16 protein-coding genes are annotated in these 24,352 nt (G+C 47.1%); 12 read left to right on the top strand and 4 right to left on the bottom strand.

Going from position 1 to position 24,352, the window contains the following annotated elements; all coding sequences use genetic code 11:
• Positions 1–3: 3 nt before the first annotated feature.
• Entirely contained in the window at positions 4–1,164 is a 1,161-nt protein-coding gene (locus LL912_RS22625; protein WP_235555891.1) for a 2-isopropylmalate synthase, read from the bottom strand.
• 315 nt (positions 1,165–1,479) lie between these two features.
• Here LL912_RS22625 and LL912_RS22630 point away from each other — a divergent pair, with 315 nt between their 5' ends.
• Positions 1,480–2,910: a hypothetical protein gene (locus LL912_RS22630; protein ID WP_319941338.1), complete on the top strand. Its 1,431-nt coding sequence runs from the start codon at positions 1,480–1,482 to the stop codon at positions 2,908–2,910.
• Between the two features lie 280 nt (positions 2,911–3,190).
• Here LL912_RS22630 and LL912_RS22635 read toward each other — a convergent pair whose 3' ends face one another.
• Positions 3,191–3,550: a hypothetical protein gene (locus tag LL912_RS22635; RefSeq protein WP_235555893.1), complete on the bottom strand. Its 360-nt coding sequence runs from the start codon at positions 3,548–3,550 to the stop codon at positions 3,191–3,193.
• A 333-nt stretch (positions 3,551–3,883) separates the two neighbouring features.
• On the opposite strand from LL912_RS22635, the gene LL912_RS22640 reads away from it, so the two are divergent.
• The gene (locus tag LL912_RS22640; protein WP_235555894.1) at positions 3,884–5,308 is read left to right on the top strand and encodes a tetratricopeptide repeat protein; all 1,425 of its coding nucleotides are present in this window, start codon (positions 3,884–3,886) and stop codon (positions 5,306–5,308) included.
• Between the two features lie 38 nt (positions 5,309–5,346).
• Here the strand turns inward: LL912_RS22640 and LL912_RS22645 are convergent, their stop codons facing one another.
• Both LL912_RS22645 and metG read right to left on the bottom strand, forming a co-directional pair.
• The gene (locus LL912_RS22645) at positions 5,347–9,237 is read right to left on the bottom strand and encodes an AsmA family protein (protein WP_235555895.1); all 3,891 of its coding nucleotides are present in this window, start codon (positions 9,235–9,237) and stop codon (positions 5,347–5,349) included.
• Positions 9,238–9,500: 263 nt separating this feature from the next.
• Positions 9,501–11,630 (bottom strand): methionine--tRNA ligase, encoded by a 2,130-nt coding sequence (metG, locus tag LL912_RS22650; RefSeq protein ID WP_235555896.1) that lies wholly within the window; start codon positions 11,628–11,630, stop codon positions 9,501–9,503.
• Positions 11,631–12,223: 593 nt separating this feature from the next.
• On the opposite strand from metG, the gene mraZ reads away from it, so the two are divergent.
• The 10 genes from mraZ to murC all read left to right on the top strand — a co-directional run bounded on the left by mraZ (position 12,224) and on the right by murC (position 24,336).
• Positions 12,224–12,673 carry a division/cell wall cluster transcriptional repressor MraZ gene (gene mraZ / locus LL912_RS22655; RefSeq protein WP_235555897.1) on the top strand — a complete coding sequence of 150 codons (450 nt, stop codon included), beginning with the start codon at positions 12,224–12,226 and terminating at the stop codon, positions 12,671–12,673.
• Between the two features lie 46 nt (positions 12,674–12,719).
• On the top strand, positions 12,720–13,673 hold the full coding sequence (gene rsmH / locus LL912_RS22660) for a 16S rRNA (cytosine(1402)-N(4))-methyltransferase RsmH (protein WP_235555898.1): 954 nt from the start codon (positions 12,720–12,722) through the stop codon (positions 13,671–13,673).
• 176 nt (positions 13,674–13,849) lie between these two features.
• Entirely contained in the window at positions 13,850–14,200 is a 351-nt protein-coding gene (locus LL912_RS22665) for an FtsL-like putative cell division protein (protein ID WP_235555899.1), read from the top strand.
• A 6-nt stretch (positions 14,201–14,206) separates the two neighbouring features.
• Positions 14,207–16,339 carry a penicillin-binding protein gene (locus tag LL912_RS22670; protein ID WP_235555900.1) on the top strand — a complete coding sequence of 711 codons (2,133 nt, stop codon included), beginning with the start codon at positions 14,207–14,209 and terminating at the stop codon, positions 16,337–16,339.
• A 9-nt stretch (positions 16,340–16,348) separates the two neighbouring features.
• Positions 16,349–17,809 (top strand): UDP-N-acetylmuramoyl-L-alanyl-D-glutamate--2,6-diaminopimelate ligase, encoded by a 1,461-nt coding sequence (locus LL912_RS22675; protein WP_235555901.1) that lies wholly within the window; start codon positions 16,349–16,351, stop codon positions 17,807–17,809.
• Between the two features lie 90 nt (positions 17,810–17,899).
• Positions 17,900–19,177: a phospho-N-acetylmuramoyl-pentapeptide-transferase gene (mraY, locus tag LL912_RS22680; protein ID WP_235555902.1), complete on the top strand. Its 1,278-nt coding sequence runs from the start codon at positions 17,900–17,902 to the stop codon at positions 19,175–19,177.
• Between the two features lie 3 nt (positions 19,178–19,180).
• Entirely contained in the window at positions 19,181–20,518 is a 1,338-nt protein-coding gene (murD, locus tag LL912_RS22685; protein ID WP_235555903.1) for a UDP-N-acetylmuramoyl-L-alanine--D-glutamate ligase, read from the top strand.
• A 15-nt stretch (positions 20,519–20,533) separates the two neighbouring features.
• Positions 20,534–21,871, top strand: coding sequence for an FtsW/RodA/SpoVE family cell cycle protein (locus tag LL912_RS22690; RefSeq protein WP_235555904.1), 1,338 nt, complete (start codon positions 20,534–20,536; stop codon positions 21,869–21,871).
• Positions 21,864–22,952 carry an undecaprenyldiphospho-muramoylpentapeptide beta-N-acetylglucosaminyltransferase gene (gene murG / locus LL912_RS22695; RefSeq protein ID WP_235555905.1) on the top strand — a complete coding sequence of 363 codons (1,089 nt, stop codon included), beginning with the start codon at positions 21,864–21,866 and terminating at the stop codon, positions 22,950–22,952. Before LL912_RS22690 ends, murG begins: the two co-directional genes overlap by 8 nt.
• A 1-nt stretch (position 22,953) precedes the next feature.
• Positions 22,954–24,336, top strand: coding sequence for a UDP-N-acetylmuramate--L-alanine ligase (gene murC, locus LL912_RS22700; RefSeq protein ID WP_235555906.1), 1,383 nt, complete (start codon positions 22,954–22,956; stop codon positions 24,334–24,336).
• Positions 24,337–24,352 lie beyond the last annotated feature (16 nt).

Here is a 24,352-nt window from a genome sequence, read left to right on the forward strand (position 1 = left end):
AGACTAAGCGGTGGTTTTTACTTTTTCCGCCATTTCTCTAAGATCATTATCGCCTACTTCCTTTTTGGCATCGGCAACATTCAGAAACTGCTGATACAATGCATCTACCTGGTTCCGGTCAAACTCATATCCGAGGTTTTTAAACCGGTAAGCCAGTGCACTGCGGCCGCTGCGTGCGGTAAGCACGATGCGGGAGGTGTCGGCGCCTACCTCATGCGGGGCGATGATTTCGTAAGTGGTGGCTTCTTTTAAAAAGCCATCCTGGTGAATGCCCGATGAGTGCGAGAAGGCATTGTCGCCGACGACCGCTTTATTCGGCTGGACGACCATCCGCATGGTTTCTGCAACCAGGTGGCTCATGGGCAGTAACTGGGTGGTATCTACATCTGTGTAAAGATCAAGCTCTGGATGTTTCTTTATAGCCATCACTACTTCTTCCAGGGAGGTGTTGCCTGCGCGTTCTCCGATACCGTTAATGGTACATTCGATCTGACGGGCTCCGGCGATGGCGCCTGCGATGGAATTGGCAGTGGCCAGCCCCAGGTCATTGTGGCAATGACAGGAGAAAATAGCCTTGTCGGCATTGGGCACATGATTCAGCAGGTAGCTGAATTTTTCTGCATACTGGTGTGGCAGGCAGGAGCCTGTAGTATCAGGAATATTCACTACCGTTGCACCGGCACCGATCACAGCCTCTACCAGCAGGGCCAGGAACTGCAGGTCGGCACGGCCGGCATCTTCTGCAAAGAACTCCACATCCGGAACCAGGTTCCGGGCCAGTTTTACAGCGGCAACGGCCCGCTCGATAATGTTTTCTCGGGTGGTATTGAATTTATATTTTATGTGATTGTCGGAGGAGCCGATACCGGTGTGGATCCGCGGACGTACAGCAGGCTTCAGCGCCGCAGCCGCCACTTCAATGTCTTTCTGTACCGCACGGGTAAGACCACATACGGTAGCAGTTTTGATCACTTTAGAGATTTCTTCCACCGATGCAAAATCGCCCGGACTGGAAATGGGAAAACCGGCTTCGATGATGTCTACGCCAAGAGCTTCCAGTTTCAGCGCCAGCTTGATTTTTTCTTCGGTATTCAGTTTACAACCCGGAACCTGCTCACCATCTCTTAAAGTAGTGTCAAAAATAAAAACCTTGTTATCCGCCATAATTCGTTTATTTAATTTAGAATTGTTATTTTCAATACTCAATCCGCAACATCGAAAGCGGTTTTTTGTATGATTCTTAAAAATAACTTCATAATATGAAACCCTGAAACCAATTTGTAGAACTACTTACATTGAATAAAGGGAATTGATGAATTATAATTAATTGATATTCAGTAATAAAAGAAGGAGTAAATTACGATGCCCAGTAGGTCGACAGACGCATTATTTCAACTGATAAAATCACTGGAAAAATCAGAAAAGCGAAATCTGAAGCTTTTTGCGGGGCGTAACTCGGGCGCAGAGTCTCTGAAAAGTATGCAGCTTTTCAACGCCCTCGACAAACTACCCGAATATGATGAAAAGCAATTGCTGAAAAAGGTGCCAACAGTCAGCAAGCAACAACTTTCCAATACCAAGGCCTTGCTGTATAAGCAGATACTGGGCAGCTTGCGGATCATACGGGAAGATAAAAATGCAGATATGCAGCTGCGGGAAATGATGGACAGCGCGCGCATTCTTTTTAATAAAGGGCTTTACCTGCAAACGCTTAAAATACTGGATAAGACCAAGGAGTTTGCCCGAACATGGCATCAGCTTACCTACCTTCAACAGGCATTGTTTTTTGAAAAAAAGATTGAGGGCCTGTATATTACCCGAAGCATCCAGAACCGGGCCGATGAACTGGCCGAAGAGGCCGATGCCATCGTGGAAAAGATCGCCCATATCAATACTTTATCCAACCTGGCCCTGCAGCTGTATAGCTGGTATATACAAAACGGGCATGCCCGCAATGAAAATGATGTAAAAACTGTAAAGCTTTTTTTTGAAAAAAGCCTGCCAAAAAATGCGGCGCAGCTGGATGGGTTTTACGAGAAGCAATATTATTATCAAAGCTATGCCTGGTATGCGTTTATTAAGCTTGACTTCCTGATGTTTTACCGGTATTGTCAGAAATGGGTGGATGCTTTTGAAGCAGAACCGCATATGATCACTATTGAAACCACGATGTACATCAAAGGCGTACATAATCTGATGAGCGCGCATTTTGACCTCATGAACCGCGACGGACTGGCTGCCTGCATCAAGAAATTTAAGCACTTTGTACAAACGCCGCTGGTACAGGATAACAACAACAACCGCATTAACGGGTACGTATACCTCTACACAGCAGTGATCAACCTGCATTTCCTGGAAGGTACTTTTCATAAAGGATTGAAGATGGTACCTTACCTCGAAGAAATGCTGGTGGAACACGGGCGGTACCTGGACCGGCACCGGGTGATGGTGTTCTACTACAAGATCGCCTGTTTGTATTTTGGCAGTGGCGATAATAAAATGGCCATTGATTATTTAAACCGAATCATTCATCAAAAAGACGATCTAAGGACCGATCTGCAATGTTATTCGCGGCTGCTGCACCTGATTGCCCATTATGAACTGGGTAATTTTGATCTGCTGGAATACCTTATAAAGTCGGTTTACCGGTATATGGCAAAAATGGAAAACCTGAGCAAGGTGGAGGAGGAAATGTTCCGGTTTCTGCGGAATGCCTTTAAGTTTAATGCAAAGACGATTCGCCCTGAATTTGAAAAACTGTTGATGAAGCTGAAAAAGTACCAGAGCAACCGCCTGGAGGCCAGAGCTTTTGCATACCTGGATGTGATCAGTTGGCTGGAAAGTAAATTGTCCGGTGTCAATGTGCAGGATCTGATCCGGAAGAAGTATTTAAGGGAATCCCGGAAATAGAGGCTGCTTTGCGGTTAAACGAACCGCAATAGGCGCAAGGGATTCGCGAGGTTCGCCTAAAAAGGAACAGGATTTTTACAGGGTGTCCTTGCGTCCATTGCGGATGCGTTGCGCACGTTGCGGTAAAATTAAGACTGCAAAGACAAGGTTCCGCCAGGTTTGCGAAGGCTGCATCAGGATCTATACAGGTTCCCTTGTGCGCATCGCGGTGCAATCTTCAGCGGCATCCAAAAAAATCGCTCCCGGCTGGGAGCGATGGAATATCTTTGGCCTGTTGGAACTATCTGTAGAGATTCCGCAGTGGTTCGTTCGGGTTAAAGGTAAACCGGTTCAGGATCACTTTCTTTTTGTAAGGAACAATATAGATATTGGTTCCTTTCTGATAAGAAATGGACGTGTTCAGGTTAATATAATTGTTGTTCGTAGTATTTGTGTTTGTCAGCACCCGATCCCCCCGGTATTGATACTCAGACCTTAGGGAAAAAGAAGAAAGTTCCTTTTCAAATTTATTCTCCGCCACATAACCGTTTTTCGGTTTGTCTTTTCCATGATCCACATCTGTAACGGTATTTTCAGTCGCAAACGAAACACCTCCTACAGCCAGGACAAACAGCACAGTAAGTAAGAAGGTTTTCAACATTTTGTTCTTTTTAAAGATTTAAACTGATACAAAGGTATAATATAATTGTAAGAATTGAAAATTTTAATTTTTTTTTAACCACTATTCCTGTTGTGTGAACAATAAATAACCCTTTTCCCTTGTTTTTAGAAAATTTCAATCCGGTTTTTGGTTTTTTAGGTGCTGATTTTCACTTGCTTAAACCAGATGCAACAAAAAGCGGGTCGGGCACCTCTTATAATAAAGTTTTACACACAGGAGGAAAACTTATTACGGGGGGAAATAGCAATATTTTGCTATATTGAAACAAATTAGTGGATTTGTGGTTTTGATAATAGACATAAATGAGCAGATATGAGAGAGTATTCGCATCAAAGCGAGGAGCGTAAGGAAGACATAGAAGAATTATTACAACGCTATGAAAACCTGAAGACTGGTCAATCCGCATCCTACCTTGAAGAAGAAGAATTTGAACGGATCATTAACTATTTTGAATCCAGGGAAGCTTTTAAGAAAGCTATGCAGGCTACCGAAACAGCAATCGAGCAATTTCCGTATTCTGCGGGTTTACTGATAAAAAAGGCAGATCTCGTTTTAAACAACCGGGCGTATGACAGCGCTCTCGAATTACTAGATAAGGCTTCGATCTTTGACGGTAACAATATTGATATCTACATCCTGAAAACGGAGGCACTGCTGGCACTGGATCGCCAGGAAGAAGCCGTGGTCCTGCTGGAGGAGGCGCTGAACCTGTTTGAAGGCGATGAAAAGATCGAACTGCTTTTTGAACTGGCAGATGTATACGACGATTATGAAAGCTTCGATAAGGTATTTGATTGCCTGAAATGGATCCTGGAACTGGAACCAGCAAATGAAGAGGCGCTTTACAAGATCTGTTTCTGGACGGATTATACCGGCCGGAACGCCGAAAGTATTGAGTTGCATCAGAAGATCATCAATGAGTTTCCTTATTCTGAACTGGCATGGTTTAACCTGGGAGCGGCCTACCAGGGTATTAAGCTTTATGAAAAAGCGATCGATGCCTATAAGTATGCGATTGTTATTGATGAAAAGTTTGATTATGCGTACCGCAATATCGGGGATGCCTATATCCGCCTTCGGAAATACAAAGATGCCATTGAATACCTCGAACGGGTACTGGAACTGGCCAAGCCGGAAGATGTGATTTACGAAGCGATCGGCTATTGTTACGAGAAGTTAAAGAACTATGCACAGGCCCGGTTTTATTTCCGCAAGGCATCGCATCTGAACGAGGACAAGGGAGCGCTGCTGTATAAAGTGGCACTTACCTATTATAAAGAAGATAAATTTGAACTGTGCATCCGGCAGCTCGAATCTGCCCTGAAGATTAAAAACAATCACCCCGAATATTTGCTGCTGATGGGGCAAAGCAAGCTGGCATTGGGATTGGATAAAGATGCATTGCAATATTTTTTGAATGTAGTACGCCTGCGTCCGAAACAGCTGATGGGGTGGGAAGCGCTGATCATCGGTCTTTATAAAGCCGAGCAGTTTGAGCAGGGACTGGAGCAGGTTCAAAATGCGATCCTCCGGATTGGTGCCGATAAACCGCTGTTTCACTATTACAGAGCCTTGTTTTGTTTTGGCTTAGGGCAGTCGAAGCAGGCGCTGATCGAGTTGGAAGAAGGCTTACGGAAAGCGCCCCGAATGTTAAAGAAAATACTGGAGATAGCGCCAGAGCTTTTACAACGGTCCTCTGTTACGGCGTTGATTGCGCAGGTGAAACGGAAGCCCTAGCCGTTGTTCCGCGTTTAAGTAAAGAACAGGCTTTCGGGTTAAGACCGCACTCTTCGCATATATCGTCGTTGTCTTCCTTTAACACCGGGTACGCCGATGCTGGATTTGATGCCTTCGAGGGAGGATTTGATCAGGAAATTGATAGGTGACTTATCTTTTAGCCGTTCAAAGAACAAGGGAGAATGCTTGCCGCGGTTGTTTTTCCGGAGGATAAGCGCATTTGCCAGCCAACTGATAAGCCGGTTTTTAAAGCTTTGCAGCGTTTGGTCGTCCCGGTTCATCAGGCGTAGTTTCAGTCCCCGGTAAAACATTTGCATCGACCCTGTTGAGTAATTTTCGCCACCGATACCTGTCATACTCAGGCTATCCAGCTGTCCTTTCAAAACCTCCGCACTCACCAGCGGAAGCAGGGCCTGGTTCCATTTTTTAAGGTCGAGCGGACCGGTTTGCAACTGCATGCGGAAACGTCCTAAACTGTCTGTATAGGATTGTTGTACCGCCAGTCTGGTGTCCAGCGCACCGATCACATGCGCCCGGGCATCGATGTAAAGGCTGTCTGATGGACCGAGGTTGTAATTGCGCACCGGGTACAGCTGCGCATTCAGATCGGATACGGGAATAATGCCCAGCCGGTTGGTAACGGGGTTGATCTCCCAGTATTCCACGTATGCCCGGGAAAGCCCCACAGTATCAATGTTTATCTTTATGGGAATATTAAGGATTTGCTGTACAGGCAGGCCTTTATACTTTTTAGCTGTATCCGGTTGTGTTTTATCCTTAAAAGATAAAAGCCGTACGGCGTCTGCGTTTAGTTTGCCGATTTTAAGTATGCTTTCGTTGCCAAAAGCATACGTGTCAAAGCGGCCTCCGCTGACAGTGCCGGTCTGCAGTTTCAGGTAATCTTCATTGAATGCCTTGGCTTTTTTATAATCTTCAATGCTTTGTACCGGGGTAAGCCTTAAGGAGTCGGTCTTAAAGTAACCATCTTTGAACTGAAAATTATACCAGCGTAGATGGTTCTTTGCTGTGGCATAGCTGCCGGTAGCGTTGCCAATATATAGCTGATCGCTTGCCTTAAGTACATCACCGATGTTCCGGAGTTCGCGGGAGTTGAGGGCTATATTGCGGATCTCTCCGGTATCCAGCCGGAGGACTGCGTTCTTTTTCCCCAAACTGTCAAATACCAGCTTATCCATAGAATGTACATTCAGCAGCGTGCTCCAATCCAGTTTACCTTCCTCGTTCTTGCCGGCTTTTAGCTGGTCCAATTCAATATTGAGTTTATTATAATTGGTGGCAAAACGTTTTCCGTTGCTGTTTAAAAATTCAAAATTGGTGAGATAGGCCTGCAGATTTTTAATCGCAAGCAGCTGCTGATTTGAGGATATCAGGTTTCGGATGCGCAGGTAACTGTTTTCGGGCACCCCGTCCCACCGGATTGTTTGGGTTTCATTTTTATTGCTCACAAACTGCAGTTCCAGTTTGGGCCGCTGTAGCAGTACTTCACCCAATTGGATCTGCGGCCGGTGTTGTGTTGCTGCGCGATTGCTGTCTTTTTTTCCAAAATGGCCGGTGATATCCGGATCTGTCAGCACGATCTTTTGCAGTTGAAGGTTACCGTTGATGATCTGGTTCATGTAAGGAACAAACGCAACCTGGGGAATCTTTATCTGAATAGAGTCAACGCCGGTTGTTTTTTCAAAAACAACGTTATGCAACAGGCTGCCCGCAGCATCATTGAGTATGATCTTTTCAACTGCGATGTGCTGTTCCGGAGTGGTCATCAGAAAATCATGACCGGAAAGGGCGAGCCCGTTTACCACGATGTCGGCACGTTTATTTTTACGGAGCTCTTTTATAATAAGCGACTCGAAATAGGCGCTTAGATCTTTGTTGCCATCCTGAAACCGCAGGGAGGTGTTTTTGCCTTCAAGGTCTTTTATCAGGAAGTGATTCAGCGCTTTTTTCGCAGGCGTTTTCCCGGACGATGAAGCGGCACGGATGCGGATGGCTGCGCTTTGCCACTGGGCGCCAAAGACGGAAAGGCGTTGGTTGGTACTGTCGAGGATCAGGTCGTCGATGCGGGCATTATTCACATCTGCATGGATACCGTTGCCCCGTACGGCAATACTGGCGGCCCTGATGCCTTGGTTATTGTCGAGCGCTGCCTGGTTGAGCGTTACGGATAGCCCGTCTTTTTGAAACAGGCCCCTGCTGAAATTGAATACTTTTATCGAATGCCGGATGTGCTTTACCTTTCGGGACGCGGTCAATTCATCCGGCATTACCGAAAGATTGGCATCGGACAGGCTCAGCGTGGCATTTTTTCCGAGATTAAGACGGATGTTCCCGTTCTGAATACCCAATGCATTCAGATTCATCACCGAGCCAATGTTGCTGAGCGTTTGAAAAATACTTTTTTCTTTTTTGCTTTTCTGCGCAGTGAGCGAATATTCGATCTCCGGGTTGAGGAATAAAGCGCTGTTGGCGCTAAAAAAATTGTCGTAGAGCAAAGCCTCCCAGGAAAGCCCCCTTAGCTCAAAACGAGGCATCTGTATGTTGTTAATGATCTTTGTGCCCTTGTATTCTTTAAAGGAAAACTTCGTAAGGTTGATGGCGTCGTTAAAGAACTGAACGCTGTCAAATGCCAGCGCGTACCTTCCGTCCTGCAGCCGGGTTTCATAGTTGTGGAGGGTCATCAGGAACTTATCTACCTTCACTACCTGCTCGTTTCCCTGCCGGATCATCAACCCCTGCAACTCAAAATTGTTGTGATTGGAGGCAAAGGTATTCACCTTGCCCTTCCGGATGGTATTGATATTGATGCCCCCGTTTTGAACAACCACGTAGTTCAGCATTACATCCCCAAACAGTTGTTGCAGCAGGTCGTCGATCTTTTGTATTTTTTTATTGTTCCGCCGCGAAACCTTTTGATCGCTGTCGATGTCCAGGAAGATATTGGGATTGGTACTGTAAACCGAATCAGCCTGTACCACTTCCTCATGATAGAGGGTATCAAAGTTGATATTGGTCAGCCGCAGTTTATCAAAATAGATTTTAAAGGCACTTTTGGAGCTATCATCTTTTGTACCCCGGATGGTGCAGCTGTCAAACTCCACGCGCTGGTTCTGCAGGGTGAATTTGAAATTTTTAAAACTCAGCATATACCGGTTTCCGGGAAAAATGATGTTCTGGTCGTGTGAGCGGATATAGATCTCGTCTGTGAACGGGATCTTTTCACCCGAATTACTGTTTTTCCTGCTGGTAGTACTGTCTACCTGCAAACCATCCAGCCGCATATCGATTTGGTTTACCACAAAGGGGGTTTCCTGGGGTCTGGTATTATCGATCAGTGAAAGGCTGCCATCGGTTAAGATGAACCGGTTAATTTTTAGTTCATTGATGGCGTCGTTGATGGAATTGGACACTTTTCCCATTTCCAGTGCCACAGAAAATTTTTCATCGGCATTGTTTCCCGGAGAACCTCTGTTCCTGTCGGCTTTCCGCAGGCGGGAGCTCAGCCGGGTAATGGTTACGGCAGGTGTATACAGATGTATGGAATCAATCAGGATCTGTTTTCTGAATAGCAGGGGCAGAAAGCCACGGGCCTTTATGGTAATGCGTTTTACGTTTACATTATAAAGAGATCTGGCGGTACTGTCTGTGGAGTAAAAAAGAGCATTTTGAAGTTCGATCTTATTCTTGATCCAGTTAAATTTAAACTTGTCGACCTTTAACTTTAGCCGGCCCCTGGACTGCCGCTCCACGATCTGTTCCAAAGCGTTTTCCGCGTGATCAATAAACCAAAAGTTAAATGCGGTAATAACAGTGGCTACAATACCAAGAACAATCAGCCAGAAGCGGTGCCGCCTTCTCCTGAACCGGAGGCTCAGGCGTGGTAGGTCTTTCAAACGAATCCTGGTCTTCAAATTGTTGTTGGTTTATACTTAAAAATAATGAAAAAACACCGAACGTGCTCACTAAATAAAAGTATAAATATCAACGCATTAACAAAGTTTTTAAGAAAAGGCAGGCGCCGCGGGTGTATGCCGCTGTTTTGAAGACGCCAAAGCAGCATTAGGGAATAGCAGGTCGGTTTTGGGTTTTAATGGCCTCAGTTGCCGGGAAGTCGGCGAAGAAGTACAAAGGCACGGCAGATCCAGTGCTGCCGCGCCTTTGTGATGTGTTATTTTTAGCTGATGGCTGCACCGTCCGGAGCCTTTTCATCGGCGGCCACAAACACCAGTTTTCCTGTGGCATCCTCTGCCATCAGGATCATACCATTACTTTCAATGCCTCTCATTTTGCGGGGAGCCAGGTTGGCAACCACCACCACTTTTTTACCAGGCAGTGTTTCCGGGGCAAAATGCAGGGCGATTCCCGAAACGATCGTCCGCTTTTCAAAACCCAGGTCGATCTCGAGTTTCAGTAATTTATCCGCTTTTTCCACCTTCTCGGCGGTGAGAATCGTACCGGTACGCAGATCGATCTTCGCAAAGTCGTCGAAAGTGATTTGCGATTTGAGCCCCGAAGCCTCGGGGGAGATTTGAGATCCGGACTCAGCTGAAGGCTGACCGCTGCCAACTGACGGCTGATCACTAACTGCAGCCTGTTCGCTGCCGGCTTTCAGTTTCAGCAATTGTGCCTCAATTTCGGCATCTTCAATCTTGCGGAACAGCAATTCCGGCGCTCTTAAGGCATAGCCCACACTCAGCAGGTTGATCTTTCCGGCGTTTTCCCAATCCAGTATGCGGTCTACTACCTTCATCATATGCAGCATTTTCTTTGCTGTTGCAGGCAGGAAGGGATTGATCAGGATGGCAAGGTTTGCGGTAAGCTGTAAGCAAAGGTGCAAACAGTTATCGATCCGCTGTTGCAGCAAGGCGCTTTCGGGATTTTCGGCCGTTAATTGCTTGGCGAGGATCCAGGGCTCTTTGTCCTGCATATATTTATTGCCTTTACGGCTCAGGTCAATCACTTCAAACAGCGCATCCCGGAACCGGAAATTTTCCAGCGCGGTTTGTACCCTGGCTTCTGCCTGTTGGATATCGGAGATCAGTGTTTTATCGGCGTCATCCAGCAGTTCCGTATGCAATTTGGGCACCTTGCCCCCGCAAAGCTTATGCATCAGCACAAAAGTGCGGTTTACAAAGTTTCCGAAAATGGATACCAGTTCATTATTAATACGGTCCTGGAAATCCTTCCAGGTAAAGTCGTTGTCTTTGGTCTCCGGTGCGTTACTGCAAAGCACATAGCGGAGGGCATCTTCGCAGCCGGGGAAATCTTTTACATATTCGTGTACCCAAACGGCCCAGTTGCGGCTGGTAGACACCTTCTGACCTTCGATGTTCAAAAATTCATTGGCCGGCACATTGTCCGGCAATACAAAATTGCCATGCGCCTTTAACATGGCGGGGAAGATGATGCAATGGAAAACGATATTGTCTTTTCCAATAAAATGGATCAGGCGGGTATCTTCCTGGCACCAGTAATCGGCCCACTGTTCCGTCAGTTCCTTAGTGGCAGAAATATACCCGATGGGCGCATCGAACCAAACATACAGTACTTTTCCTTCCGCATCGGGCAGGGGTACTTTAATGCCCCAGTTGCTGTCACGGGTCATGGCCCGGGGTTGAAGCCCGTTATCCAGCCAGCTTTTGCACTGGCCGTAGACGTTTGCTTTCCATTCTTTATGATCTTCCAGGATCCACTGTTTCAGCCATGTTTCATAGTTTTGTAGAGGGAAATACCAGTGTTTGGTTTTTTTCTTTACCGGAATGGCATCGCTCAGGGTGCTGCGCGGGTTGATCAGTTGTTCTGGCGACAGGCTGCTGCCGCATTTTTCGCATTGGTCGCCAAATGCCCCCGGATTACCACATACGGGGCAGGTACCGGTAATATAACGGTCTGCCAAAAAAGTGTTGGTCTTTTCGTCATAATACTGCTCGGTTTCCCGTTCTTCAAACAATCCCTTATCATAAAGTACCTTAAAAAAGTCGGCGGCGGTTTGGTGGTGCACCGGGTTAGAGGTGCGGGAATAGATATCGAAGGAGATCCCCATTTGCTCAAAACTTTCCTTGATCTGCGCATGGTATTTATCTACAATATCCTGCGGACTTACCCCTTCTTTCATTGCCCGGATGGTAATGGGCACGCCATGCTCGTCGCTGCCCCCGATCAGTTTTACATCTTTTTTCTGTGCTCTTAAATAGCGTGCATAAATATCAGCCGGTATATAGCATCCCGCCAGGTGTCCGATGTGCACGGGTCCGTTGGCATAAGGCAGGGCTGCTGTAATTAAGGTTCTTTTATATTCTTTCATGGATCGTACTTGCATTAGCCTGCAAAAGTACGACGAATTCAGCGATTTATATTCGTTACCAACCGGTAGGAGTTGAGCAAGGACGGAGGGAATTAGTGTTTTTGGCGGTTTCAGACAATGCATTCAGATGGTGGTTCCGATGTCCGAACGGGCGTTTGTTCATGGAGGACATATACAGGGGCCTGTTTTTAGCGGATGCCGGGAAAATAGATATGGCGCCCGGTAGGTTGGAAGGTTCAGGAAGTCCGGGTCTGCAGTTTTTCACCAAAATGTGGATAACCCAGCAGGTAAATCACTTTCGGAGGCACAGGTTTAATATATTGATTGTTAAATAAATAAGATAAATATGAACAAGGTGAAATGACTTCCTGCACAGTTTTTACAGATATTTGCAGGGGTTATTCACATTTATGCACAGTATATCCACAGGGAAAACTTCCAAACACTTGTTAAAATCGATGAAACTTAATACAGGACTGCATTTCAGCCGGTTCCAATTTGTGGATAAATGAAGTAGGGCGAAATTTGGTCAATAAGTGGGAAAAAGTGTTATTTTGTGTTAAGTTTGGTAAATATTTAAAGCATCCCGGTTTATGACAGGTTTTCTCGGCGAATTCGAGGCAACAGTAGACGCAAAAGGACGCTTCCTGCTCCCGGCTGGTTTTCGGAAACAGCTGCAGCCGGAAGACGCGGACCGGTTTGTGATTAACCGTGGGTTTGAAAAATGCTTAAGTCTTTACCCGCTCAGTACCTGGAGTCCGTTGGCAGAAAAAATAAACGGGTTGAATGATTTTGATCCGAAAGTGCGCGCGTTCAAACGCTATTTTTTAAATGGAGCTACCCTTGTGGAACCCGATACCGCCGGAAGACTGTTGTTGCCGGCGAGTTTAAAAGAATATGCAGCGCTTGAAAAAGACATTGTACTGGTGCCGGCGGGTAACCGGATGGAGATCTGGAATACTACTAAATACAAGGAGTTCTTTGATTCATTTTCACCAGATGCATTCAGCGACCTGGCCAGTGAAGTTATGGGCGGATTGTAGCAGGCAGATTTTAACGGAGCTATTTAAAAGTAAAGGTTGATCAGTTATGGCAAAGGATAAACAAAAAGAAAAACTTGTTGACCCAGAAACTGCTCAGCCGGAGGGGTACCATATACCCGTACTGCTACAGGAAACCATTGCTGCACTTCATATCAGGCCGGATGGCGTTTATGTGGATGCTACATTTGGCGGGGGCGGACATTCGGCTGCTATCTTGAGTCAGTTGGGTGAACACGGGCGGTTGGTGGCTTTTGACCAGGATGCCGATGCGGCGCAAAACCTTCCCCGGGATGAGCGGGTATTGTTTATTCCCCAGAACTTCCGGCACCTGAAACGTTTTCTTCGGCTTCATGCCATTCATAAGGTAGACGGGATCCTGGCAGATCTGGGCGTTAGCAGCCATCAGTTTGATGAAGCCGACCGCGGGTTCAGTATCCGGTTTAATGCCGATATGGATATGCGCATGGACCGCCGGCAACCGGTAACCGCTTTCGACATCCTGCAGACCTATACGGAGCAGCAGTTACACAAGTTGTTTGAAAAGTATGGTGAAGTGACCAATGCAAAAACGCTGGCGCGCACCATTGTAGAAACCAGAGACCGGGTGTCTTTGAAAACGATCGATGCCTTTAAAAATGCATTGCGGCCGGTTGTAAAAGGTAATCCAAACAAGTACTTCGCCCAGGTTTTTCAGGCACTGCGTATCGAAGTGAACCAAGAGTTGGAAGCATTGAAAGACCTGCTGGAGCAGGCAAGGGACGTAGTGCAGCCCGGCGGGCGTATTGCGATCATCACCTTCCACTCGCTGGAAGACCGGCTGGTGAAACAGTTCTTTAGAGACGGTAGTTTCGAAGAGAAGGACGATAATCCTTTTGTGCAGCATACGGCAGAAAAAGTGTTTACGGTAATAACCCGGAAACCCATCACAGCCGGTGAGGACGAATTGAAAAGGAACACAAGATCACGGAGTGCCAAATTGAGAGTGGCTGAACGGGTTTGAAAATTGAGACTTCAGAATTGAGAATTGAGGCTTATCTGAAATCTGATTTCTGGATTCTGAAGTCTCGATTCTGGATACTGACCGCTGATGCCTGACCCGGCGCTGAAGGGGGTGATCCGCCACGGCGGACAGGCTACAAGGAAGACAATAGAAGTACAAACGAAGAAAAAATAAAAGTGACAGAAAAAAAAGAAAAAGAGTTCAGGTGGAACTGGAAAAAAATACTCAATTACCAGTCCATAGTAAAACAGGTTCCCTTCTTGTTTTACCTGGCTTTTCTGGCGGTCATTTACATCTATAACGGGCATATGGCCGATAAAACCGTACGCAGAATCAATGCAACGGCTAAAGAGGTAAAAGAATTACAGTGGGAATACAAGAGCCTGAAGAGTGAAGTGATGTTCCGTAGTAAACCCAGCGAACTGGTAAAAGCATTGCAGCCCCTCGGGTTAAATGAATTGCAGGAGTCGCCGTATGTATTAAAAGACTCATTGGAACAATATATGCAAACCACACATAAATATTAAGCGGCAGTGGAGATCAAAAAAGACATATTGTGGCGGGTGTATCTCTGTTTTATAGGGATCGTGCTGCTTTGTACGCTGGTATTAGGACGGGCCACCGTTATCCAGCGGGTACAGGGTGAACACTGGAGGAGCATGGGCGACAGTATGCATCAGAAGATTGTAGAGATCAATGCCGACCGGGGAACCATCTTTAGCGAAGACGGGCAGATGCTGAGTACTTCGTTGCCACAGTTTGACGTATATATGGATTTTATGGCGGAAGGGCTGCGCCTGAAAAACGGTAAAGTGTATAAAGAGCATATCGACTCTTTTGCAACTGCGATGGCGGATTATTTTCAAGATAAAACGGCTAAACAATACCGGAAAGAGTTTGATGAGGCGTATCAAAAAGGCAGCCGTTATTATGCGTTGAAAAAGAAAATCTCGTTTGAAGATTTTAAGGCCTTGCGCGGTTTTCCGCTCATCCGTTTGGGTAAGAATAAGAGCGGTATTATTGTGGAGGAGTCCAGCAGACGTATCGCCCCCTTTGGCTTGCTGGCCAACCGCACCATTGGCCTGAGCCGTGAATATGTAAACAGTAATGGCAAGGTAAAGAAGATGAACGTGGGGCTTGAAATGAGTTATGACAGCTTGCTGAACGGGCAGAATGGACAGCGGGTGGTGCGCTATATTTCCGGCGGTGCCGTGCCGGTGGAAGGATTTCAGGTTGAGCCGGAAAACGGAAAGGATATCTATACCACGCTGGATGTAAACATGCAGGATATTACAGAAACGGCATTGCTGCGCATGCTGCAGTCGACCCGCGCTGAATATGGCACCGCCATTGTAATGGAGACCAAGACGGGTAAAATAAAAGCCATTGCCAATCTTGGCCGGAACCCGGGCGATACAACTTACTGGGAAAACGATAACTATGCGCTGCGGGTAACGGAGCCGGGGTCTACCATTAAAATGGTTACCCTGCTGGCCGCCTTGGATAAGGGCACATCAAAGCCCAACGATCTGGTGGAAGTGGGTATGGCCGGCCGGATGCAGGTAGGGCCACGTATGGTTACGGACGCCGAGCGCTCTCCAAAGCCGGTACTTACGATTGAAGAATGTGTGGCGCACAGTTCCAACGTGGGATTGGCTAAAATTGCCTTGAAAGCCTTTGGCGGCAATCCATCTGAATTTGGTGATTACCTGAGAAAATATCATATGGCCCAGCGTTCACCGATTGATCTGGCGCATGTGCCCAAGCCGCGCATGGCACCGCTTGCAAAAGATCATGGCGGATTAATGAACATGCTGACGATGAGTTTTGGCTATGCGCTGAACGTAAGCCCCTTGCAAACACTGACTTTATACAATGCGGTGGCAAACGATGGTAGAATGATGCGCCCCTACCTGGTGAGCAGTATCCGTAACCAGGGTGTGGTGGTAGAGAATATTCAGCCGGAGGTAATGGAAGAATCGATTGCCAGGCCATCTACTTTAAAAGCAGCCCGGGAAAGTCTTGAAATGGCGATTACTGAAGGTACCGGACGTGTGCCTTTTAAAGATATGCCGTTTAAAGTTGCCGGGAAAACCGGTACGGCGCACGTTTCGGATGGAGCGATCAAATATGGCAACAATGTATACCAGGCCTCTTTTGTAGGGTATTTTCCTGCAGACCGTCCTCAATACACCTGTATCGTGGTGGTAAGAACAAGTCCTGGTGCTGCATTGCATTACGGCGGCCAGATCGGAGCGCCGGTATTCCGGGAAATTGCCACCAAAATATACTCCATGTACGTGGAACGTAAAACTCCAAAAAGTTATGAAGGAGCTAAAGACAGTACCAGCTACTTTTATGCGGGTAGTGCTACGGCGATCAAGAATGTACTGGGCATGCTGAACATTCCGTTTGTGGATTCGTTGCAAACAAGCCGCTGGGCCACCATGTACGCTAAAAAATTTAAGCCGGTGATCACCGGTAATATCGTACGGAATAATGTAATGCCCAGTGTGAAAGGCATGGGGCTACGGGATGCAATCAGTTTGCTGGAGCCCATGGGGCTTCGTATAAAAGTGCAGGGAAGTGGGAAAGTGCAGGGGCAATCCATTGCACCGGGTGCTTCTTTTGCAAAAGGACAGGCAGTGATTTTAAATCTGGCATAAATCAATTAAGTGCAGTTACAGGATATTTTATATAAAACCCAATTGCTCGCGGTACAGGGAAATACGGCAATCGATATCAGTGCTGTGGCAATTGACTCCCGTAACGTAAAGCCCGGGGCGGTTTTTGTGGCGGTGAAGGGTGGGATCGACGGGCATCAGTTCATTGACAACGCGATTCAAAACGGAGCCATTGCCATCGTATGCGAAAGCCTTCCACAGAACATAGCGGAACATATTACCTATGTACAGGTGGCCAATACCGGGGCTGCGGCGGGCATCCTGGCGCACAATTTTTACGGGCAGCCTTCCGGCCGGGTAAAGCTGGTTGGAGTTACCGGTACCAACGGTAAAACCACTATTGCCACGTTGCTGTACCAGCTATTCAGTAGTCTCGGGTTTACCTGCGGTTTGATCAGTACGGTACAAAACCGTATCGGCGATGAAGCGCTGGAGGCAACTCATACCACACCAGATGCGGTTCGGTTGAATGCACTGCTGGCTCAGATGGCAGATCAAGGTTGCACATATGCGTTTATGGAAGTGAGCTCACATGCCATTCACCAGCACCGGATCGAAGGGCTGCAGTTTGCCGGAGGCATCTTCAGTAATATCACGCATGACCATCTCGATTATCATAAAACATTTGATGAATACATCCGCGTAAAGAAGGCGTTCTTTGATCATTTGCCCAAGGAAGCGTTTGCGCTCACCAACGTGGATGATAAGCGGGGAATGGTAATGGTACAGAATACCCGGGCGGCTGTAAAAACCTACTCGTTAAAGACTACCAGCGATTTTAAAGGAAAGATCCTGGACAATCATATCATGGGGCTGCACATGATGATCGACGAGCAGGAAGTGCATTTCCGCCTGATCGGAGAATTCAATGCTTACAACCTGCTGGCGGTTTACGGTGCTGCTATTTGTCTGGGTGAGGAAAAAGTGCCGGTACTACAGGCTTTGAGCGTATTAAACGGTGCCGCCGGAAGATTCGAATACCTGGTATCGGCCCATGAAAATGTGATCGGCATCGTCGATTACGCCCATACCCCGGATGCATTATTGAATGTACTGGCCACTATAAAAAAACTAAGAAAAGGATTTGAGCAGGTCATTACCGTGGTAGGTTGTGGCGGTAACCGCGATAAAACAAAACGGCCGGTGATGGCAGAAGTAGCCTGCGAATATAGTGACAAGATCATTTTTACCAGTGATAACCCGCGGAATGAGGATCCGCAGGAAATCATCAAGGAGATGGAGGCCGGCGTGCCTGCAGGGGCGCGCAGAAAATGCCTGTCGATAACAGACCGGCGTGAAGCGATCAAAACCGCGATCAGTTTAGCCAACCCGTCGGATATCGTACTGGTGGCAGGCAAGGGGCATGAAACCTACCAGGAAGTGAAAGGCGTACGGAATCATTTTGATGACCGCGAGGTATTGAAGGAAATTTTTGAATTGTTGGGAAAATAAAAAACATTGGGGTTTGGCGTTGAGTGCGGATAGATAACAGGACACTCATTTTCAAATCTTCAAATTAACACATTTTCATATTGTTTAATTATGTTGTATCATCTATTTGAGTGGTTTAAGCAAAACGGTATCAATTTTCCCGGCCGTAACCTTATGGAATTTATTACGTTTCGGGTAATGATGGCCGTATTGCTGGCGCTTACAATCACTTTGATATTTGGTAAACGACTCATCAATATGCTGCGGGCCAAACTGGTAGGCGAGTCGGTAAGGGACCTGGGCCTGGCAGGTGAGCAGGCAAAAAAAGGAACACCCACTATGGGAGGGATCATCATCATTTTGGGGATCCTGGTACCCACCCTGCTCCTGGCACGGTTGAACACCGTATACATTCTGCTGATGCTGTTTGCCACCGTTTGGCTTGGTGCCATCGGCTTCCTGGATGACTATCTGAAACTTCGCGCCAAGCGCATCGCCCGGGAAAAAGGAGAAGCGTATAAAAAGCAGGACAAGGACGGGCTGGCCGGCTGGTTTAAAATTTTCGGACAGGTTGTATTGGGCATTACGGTAGGATCCGTATTGTACTTCAACAGCAATGTGAAGATCTGGCGCGAATACATCGGTACCCCCAATTCCGCCGAAACAGAAGTGATCACCAAAACCGTAAACAACCGGACCAAGCATTTTGTAGCTACCAAGGATCCGATCACGACGATACCATTTGTAAAGAATCATGAATTCAATTACTCTAAATTATTGCCTGAATCATTAAGGCAATATTCCTGGGTGTTGTATATCTTGATCGTGGTATTTATCATTACGGCAGTGTCAAATGGGGCCAATATAACGGATGGCCTGGATGGATTGGCTACAGGTACTTCGGCGCTGATCGGGGTCATGCTGGGCATTTTTGCCTATGCCAGCGGCAACTTCAATTTTGCCGACTACCTCAATATCATGTATATCCCCAATCTGGGAGAGCTGTCTATTTTCCTGGCGGCCATGATCGGGGCCTGTGTGGGATTTCTCTGGTATAATTCGTACCCGGCCCAGGTATTTATGGGCGATACCGGAAGTCTGACGTTGGGAGGGATCATTGCCTCTATCGCCATCATTGTGCATAAAGAATTGCTGATTCCGATTTTCTGCGGTGTGTTCTTTGTGGAGTTGCTGAGTGTAACACTGCAGGTAACGTATTTTAAATACACGAAGAAAAAGTATGGTGAAGGCCGGCGGATTTTTTTAATGAGCCCGCTGCACCATCATTATCAAAAACAGGGATATCATGAGTCTAAGATCGTAACACGGTTTTGGATTGTACAGATTCTGCTGGTGGTAGTATGTATTGTAACCTTAAAGTTGAGATAAGGAATGAAAAAACGGCTGGTGATACTGGGAGGCGGTGAAAGTGGCGTGGGCGCAGCGTTGCTGGCGAAACAGCAGGGTTATTCCGTTTTCCTATCAGATGGCGGTTCTTTGAAAGAAATGTATCGTAGTGAACTACGGCAGGCCGGTATAGAATGGGAAGAGAACGGCCATACGGAGGAGAAAATACTCGATGCGGATGAGGTGGTGAAAAGCCCGGGCATTCCTGAGAAGAACGAGCTGGTAAAAAAAATAAGGGCCAGGCAGATACCGGTGATCAGTGAAATAGAGCTGGCGTACCGCTTTGCGGGCAACAGCCGGATCATTGCCATTACGGGTAGCAATGGTAAAACCACCACCACTTCTCTGATTCATCATATCTGCATGGTAGGTGGTCTGGATGCAGCACTGGTTGGTAACATCGGCACTTCCTTTGCCAAACAGGTGGCAACCGATCCCAAACCGGTGTATGTGGTGGAAGTAAGCAGTTTTCAGCTGGACGATATTGAAAGTTTCCGGCCCCATATCGCAGTGCTGACCAATATTACAGAAGATCATCTGGACCGCTACGAGTACAAATTTGAAAATTATATAAAGAGCAAGTTTCGCATTGTAATGAACCAGCAGGCATCCGATTTTTTTGTATACAATGCCGATGACCCGATAACCAAGGAATCAATAGACAAATTCAATATTCAATCAATTCAACTACCGATTAGCATGGAAAGAGAAAATAATGCGGCTTTTATCAAGGATGGCGATATGTATGTAAGGACGGGCGAAGATTTCATGAACATGAGTATTTATGACTTCACACTAAAAGGTAAACACAACCAGTATAACACTATGGCAGCGTCCGTTACAGCGGCAACAATGGACATCCGCAAGGAGAAGATCCGCGAAGCGGTTCAAACGTTTCAGAACCTGGAGCATCGTATGGAACATGTTGCCACCATCCGGGGCGTTGAGTTTATTAACGACAGCAAGGCCACCAATGTAAACTCTACCTGGTATGCACTGGAAAGTATGGAAAAGCCTACCGTGCTCATCCTTGGCGGGGTGGATAAAGGGAATGATTATTCACTGATGGAGGACCTGGTAAAGGAAAAGGTAAAAGCCATTATTTGCCTGGGTCTTGACAATACAAAAATCCATGAAGCCTTCAGGGATAGCGTATCAGTGATCATCGATACGGCCAGTGCGGCAGAGGCCGTAGGGGCGGCGTTTGCCCACGCAGAAAAAGGAGATGTGGTATTGCTGAGCCCGGCCTGTGCCAGCTTCGACCTTTTTAAAAATTATGAAGACCGCGGCGCACAGTTTAAGCGTGCAGTTATTGAATTGTAAAATGATATCCGGAAAATGGCAGCTACAGCAGAAATAGAAACAGGAGCAGAAACCGCGAAACCCAGGAGATGGAAAGGCGGACTGGATCAGCATGCCCGGGGTGATAAAGTCATCTGGGCGCTGGTGGTATTGCTGACGCTGGTATCCTTACTAACCGTTTACAGTGCTACCGGCTCTCTAGCATATAAAAAATATAAGGGGAACACGGAAGTTTACCTCTTTAAGCAGGTGATCTTTATCCTGCTGGGATTTGCGGTGGTTTATTTCGCCCATCGGGTGAACTACACAATCTATTCCAAGGTGGCGCGGATCTTATTTATACTTAGTATTCCGTTGCTGGCCTATACCCTGTTCTTTGGCGTTAAAATGAACGAAGGGAGCCGGTGGATCCGGGTGCCGCTCATCAATATGACCATGCAGACTTCGGATCTGGCAAAGCTGGCGCTGTTTATGTACCTGGCGCGCCTGCTAAGCCGGAAACAACAGGTGATTAAGAGTTTTAAGAAAGGCTTTTTGCCGGTCATGCTCCCTATCGGGGTTACCTGTTTGCTGATCGCGCCCGCCAACTTATCTACTGCACTGTTGCTGGGTGCCAGCTGCATGATGTTGTTGTTCATTGGCCGGGTAAGTGTAAAGCATCTCTTGCTGGTGGCAGGTGTGGCATTGATACCATTGATCATGCTGGTAATGGCTGCCATGGTACGGCATAAAAGCGGAAAAGATATCGATACTACGGAAACCACACTGGCGGTAAAAAAGGCAACGGGAGGATTGACCACCCGGGTGGATACCTGGATCGGGCGGGTGGAGAATTTTATCTATGGCGGCAAAGAAGCCGATAATGACGAAATGTACCAGGTGAACCAGGCAAAAATTGCAATTGCGAAAGGTGGGTTTGTGGGCGTAGGACCGGGTAACAGTACTACAAGAGATTATCTTCCGCAAGCATATAATGATTTCATTTTCGCCATTATCATCGAAGAGTACGGATTGATTGGTGGCGCCTTTATTCTTTTTATATACATCGTATTTCTCTACCGCTGTATCCGGATCTTTAAAAGATGTCCCTTTGCTTTTGGTGCATTCCTGGCGCTTGGGTTGAGTTTTACCCTGGCCATCCAGGCGGTGGCCAATATGGCGGTAACGGTGAATCTTTTCCCGGTAACGGGCGTAACCCTGCCGCTGGTAAGTATGGGAGGCTCCAGCTTTCTTTTTACCTGCCTGGCCATCGGAATTATTTTAAGCGTATCGCGGAACGTAGAAAGTATGGAGCGTCCGCAACCGGTAGCTGAAGAAGATGCGGCACCGGAGGAAGTAGTTGAAGTAGCCATTGCTGAAAAAACAGATGCATAAAAAAATAATCATAGCAGGTGGTGGAACAGGAGGGCATATCTTTCCTGCCATTGCCATTGCCCAGGCGTTGCAGCAAAAGGACTCCTCCATTGAGATTCTGTTTGTAGGAGCCCGTGGAAAAATGGAAATGGAGAAAGTGCCGCAGGCGGGTTATGAAATAAAAGGACTGGATATTGCGGGGTTTAACCGCAGCTCTTTGATAAAGAATATCGCACTTCCTTTCAAACTGGTGAAAAGCTTTTTCCAGGTGCGGAAGATTTTTCAATCATTCAGACCGGATGCCGTCATCGGAGTGGGTGGGTACTCAACATTTCCTGTGCTGAAATATGCACAATCGAAAGGCATTCCCACTTTCATTCATGAATCCAACTCCTTCGCCGGTAAGGCCAATATCATGCTGGGCAAAAAGGCCACCCGGGTATTTACGGCCACCGATGGTATGGAGCGGTTTTTTCCGGCGCAAAAGATTCTTGTAACCGGCAACCCGGTAAGGAAGGCCATTGCAACCATGAACATTGGTCGGGAGCAGGCACTGCAATATTTTTCGCTTTCGCCGGATAAGCTTACGGTACTGGTGGTGGGTGGCAGCCTGGGGGCGCGTTCCATCAATGAAGCGGTGATTGCGCACATCGGCGACCTGCTCAGATCTGGTTTGCAACTGATCTGGCAAACCGGGAAAACCCTTTCGAAGGAGGCAATGGAAATTGCGGTGGAGCACCGTGAAGTATGGGCGAATCCTTTTATTACGGAAATGCAGTTTGCCTATGCGGCTGCGGATATTATTGTGGCAAGAGCCGGGGCGATGACGGTGGCAGAGATTTGTGTAGCAAAAAAGCCGGTCATTTTTGTGCCGTATCCTTTTGCAACAGAAGATCATCAAACCGTAAACGCCCTGCAGCTGGTAAATAAGGGCGCCGCCTGGATGGTCAAAGACAGCGATGCCAAAGACCAGGTAATTGAAAAAGTGGTCGCGTTGTCAAAGGATACAGCAACGCGCCGCTACATGAGCGAAACACTGGCTGGCTTATCGGTTACAGATGCCGACGAACAGGTAGCCAGCGAAATTTTAAAAACCATATAACGTGCAGATAAAAAAAATAGGGGATTTAAAGCGGGTCTACTTGATTGGGATCGGGGGAATTGGAATGAGTGCCCTGGCGCGTTATTTTCATTCAAAAGGAATTGCCGTAAGCGGGTACGATAAAACAGAAACCGCGTTGACCAGGGCATTGGTGGCCGAGGGCATGCCCGTGCATTATGAAGAAGACCTGGCACAGGCACCCAAGGATGCAGACTGGGTCGTATATACACCCGCGGTGCCGGCGGGGCATCAGGAGCTGAACTATTATAAAGCGCAGGGGTACCCGGTGATGAAACGGAGCGAGGTGCTGCAGCAGATTACTGAAAGTTCTTTTAATATCTGTGTGGCGGGTACGCATGGCAAAACCACCACAACCACCATGATCGCTCATTTACTGCGCGATAGCGGGTATGGATGCAATGCCTTCCTGGGCGGCATCTCAGCGAATTATGATACCAATTTCTGGAGCAGTGAAAAGGATGTTTGCGTAATCGAGGCAGACGAATACGACCGTAGCTTTTTGAAACTTAGTCCCGATATGGCCGTGGTAACCGCCATTGATCCGGATCATCTGGATATTTATGGAACCGCGGAGCAGGTGCGGCAGGCCTTTGCCGACTTTGCACAACGGTTAAAAAGGGGGGGGCTGCTGATCCGGAAACTGGGCATCGGCCGGGAGCTGAAGGCAGAACGTATGTGGCAGTACAGTTTGCAGAATAACAGTGCCAATATCTATGCCGCCAATATCAAAATAAAGGACGGCGGGTATGTATTTGATGTCGTATTGCCGGCCCAGCTGATTGAAGGACTGGAATTGAATATGGGCGGTATGCACAATATCGAGAATATGGTGGCCGCCGTAGCCGTGGCAGGTGCTTTGAATATTGATGCAGAAAAAATAAAAGCAGCGGTTGCTTCATTCAAAGGTGTGAAGCGCCGGTTTGAATACATTATCAAGCAAAAAGACCTGGTGTTTATAGATGACTACGCACATCATCCGGAAGAGCTGAAAGCGTTGATAAATAGTGTAAAAACGCTGTTTCCTCAAAAGAAATGTACGTTAATTTTCCAGCCGCATTTGTACAGCCGTACAAAAGATTTTGCCCAGGATTTTGCTGCTGTTTTGAGCATGGTAAACAAGGCAGTCTTATTGCCGGTTTATCCTGCACGGGAACAACCGATACCCGGAATTGAAAGCAATACCATTGCTGAATTGATGGACGGGGCGACACCTGTATTGATGACCAGGGAAGTGTTGCTGGATTGGGTTGAGGAAGACTTTGCAAAGAACCGGGAAAAAGAATTCGGAGAGGTAATCATCACTGCAGGGGCCGGTGATATTGACAAATTAGTAGAACCGATAAAAGAGCGATTATTAAAATAAAGTGGGCAGGAAAAGA

Source organism: Niabella agricola, from assembly GCF_021538615.1.
GTDB lineage: Bacteria > Bacteroidota > Bacteroidia > Chitinophagales > Chitinophagaceae > Niabella > Niabella agricola.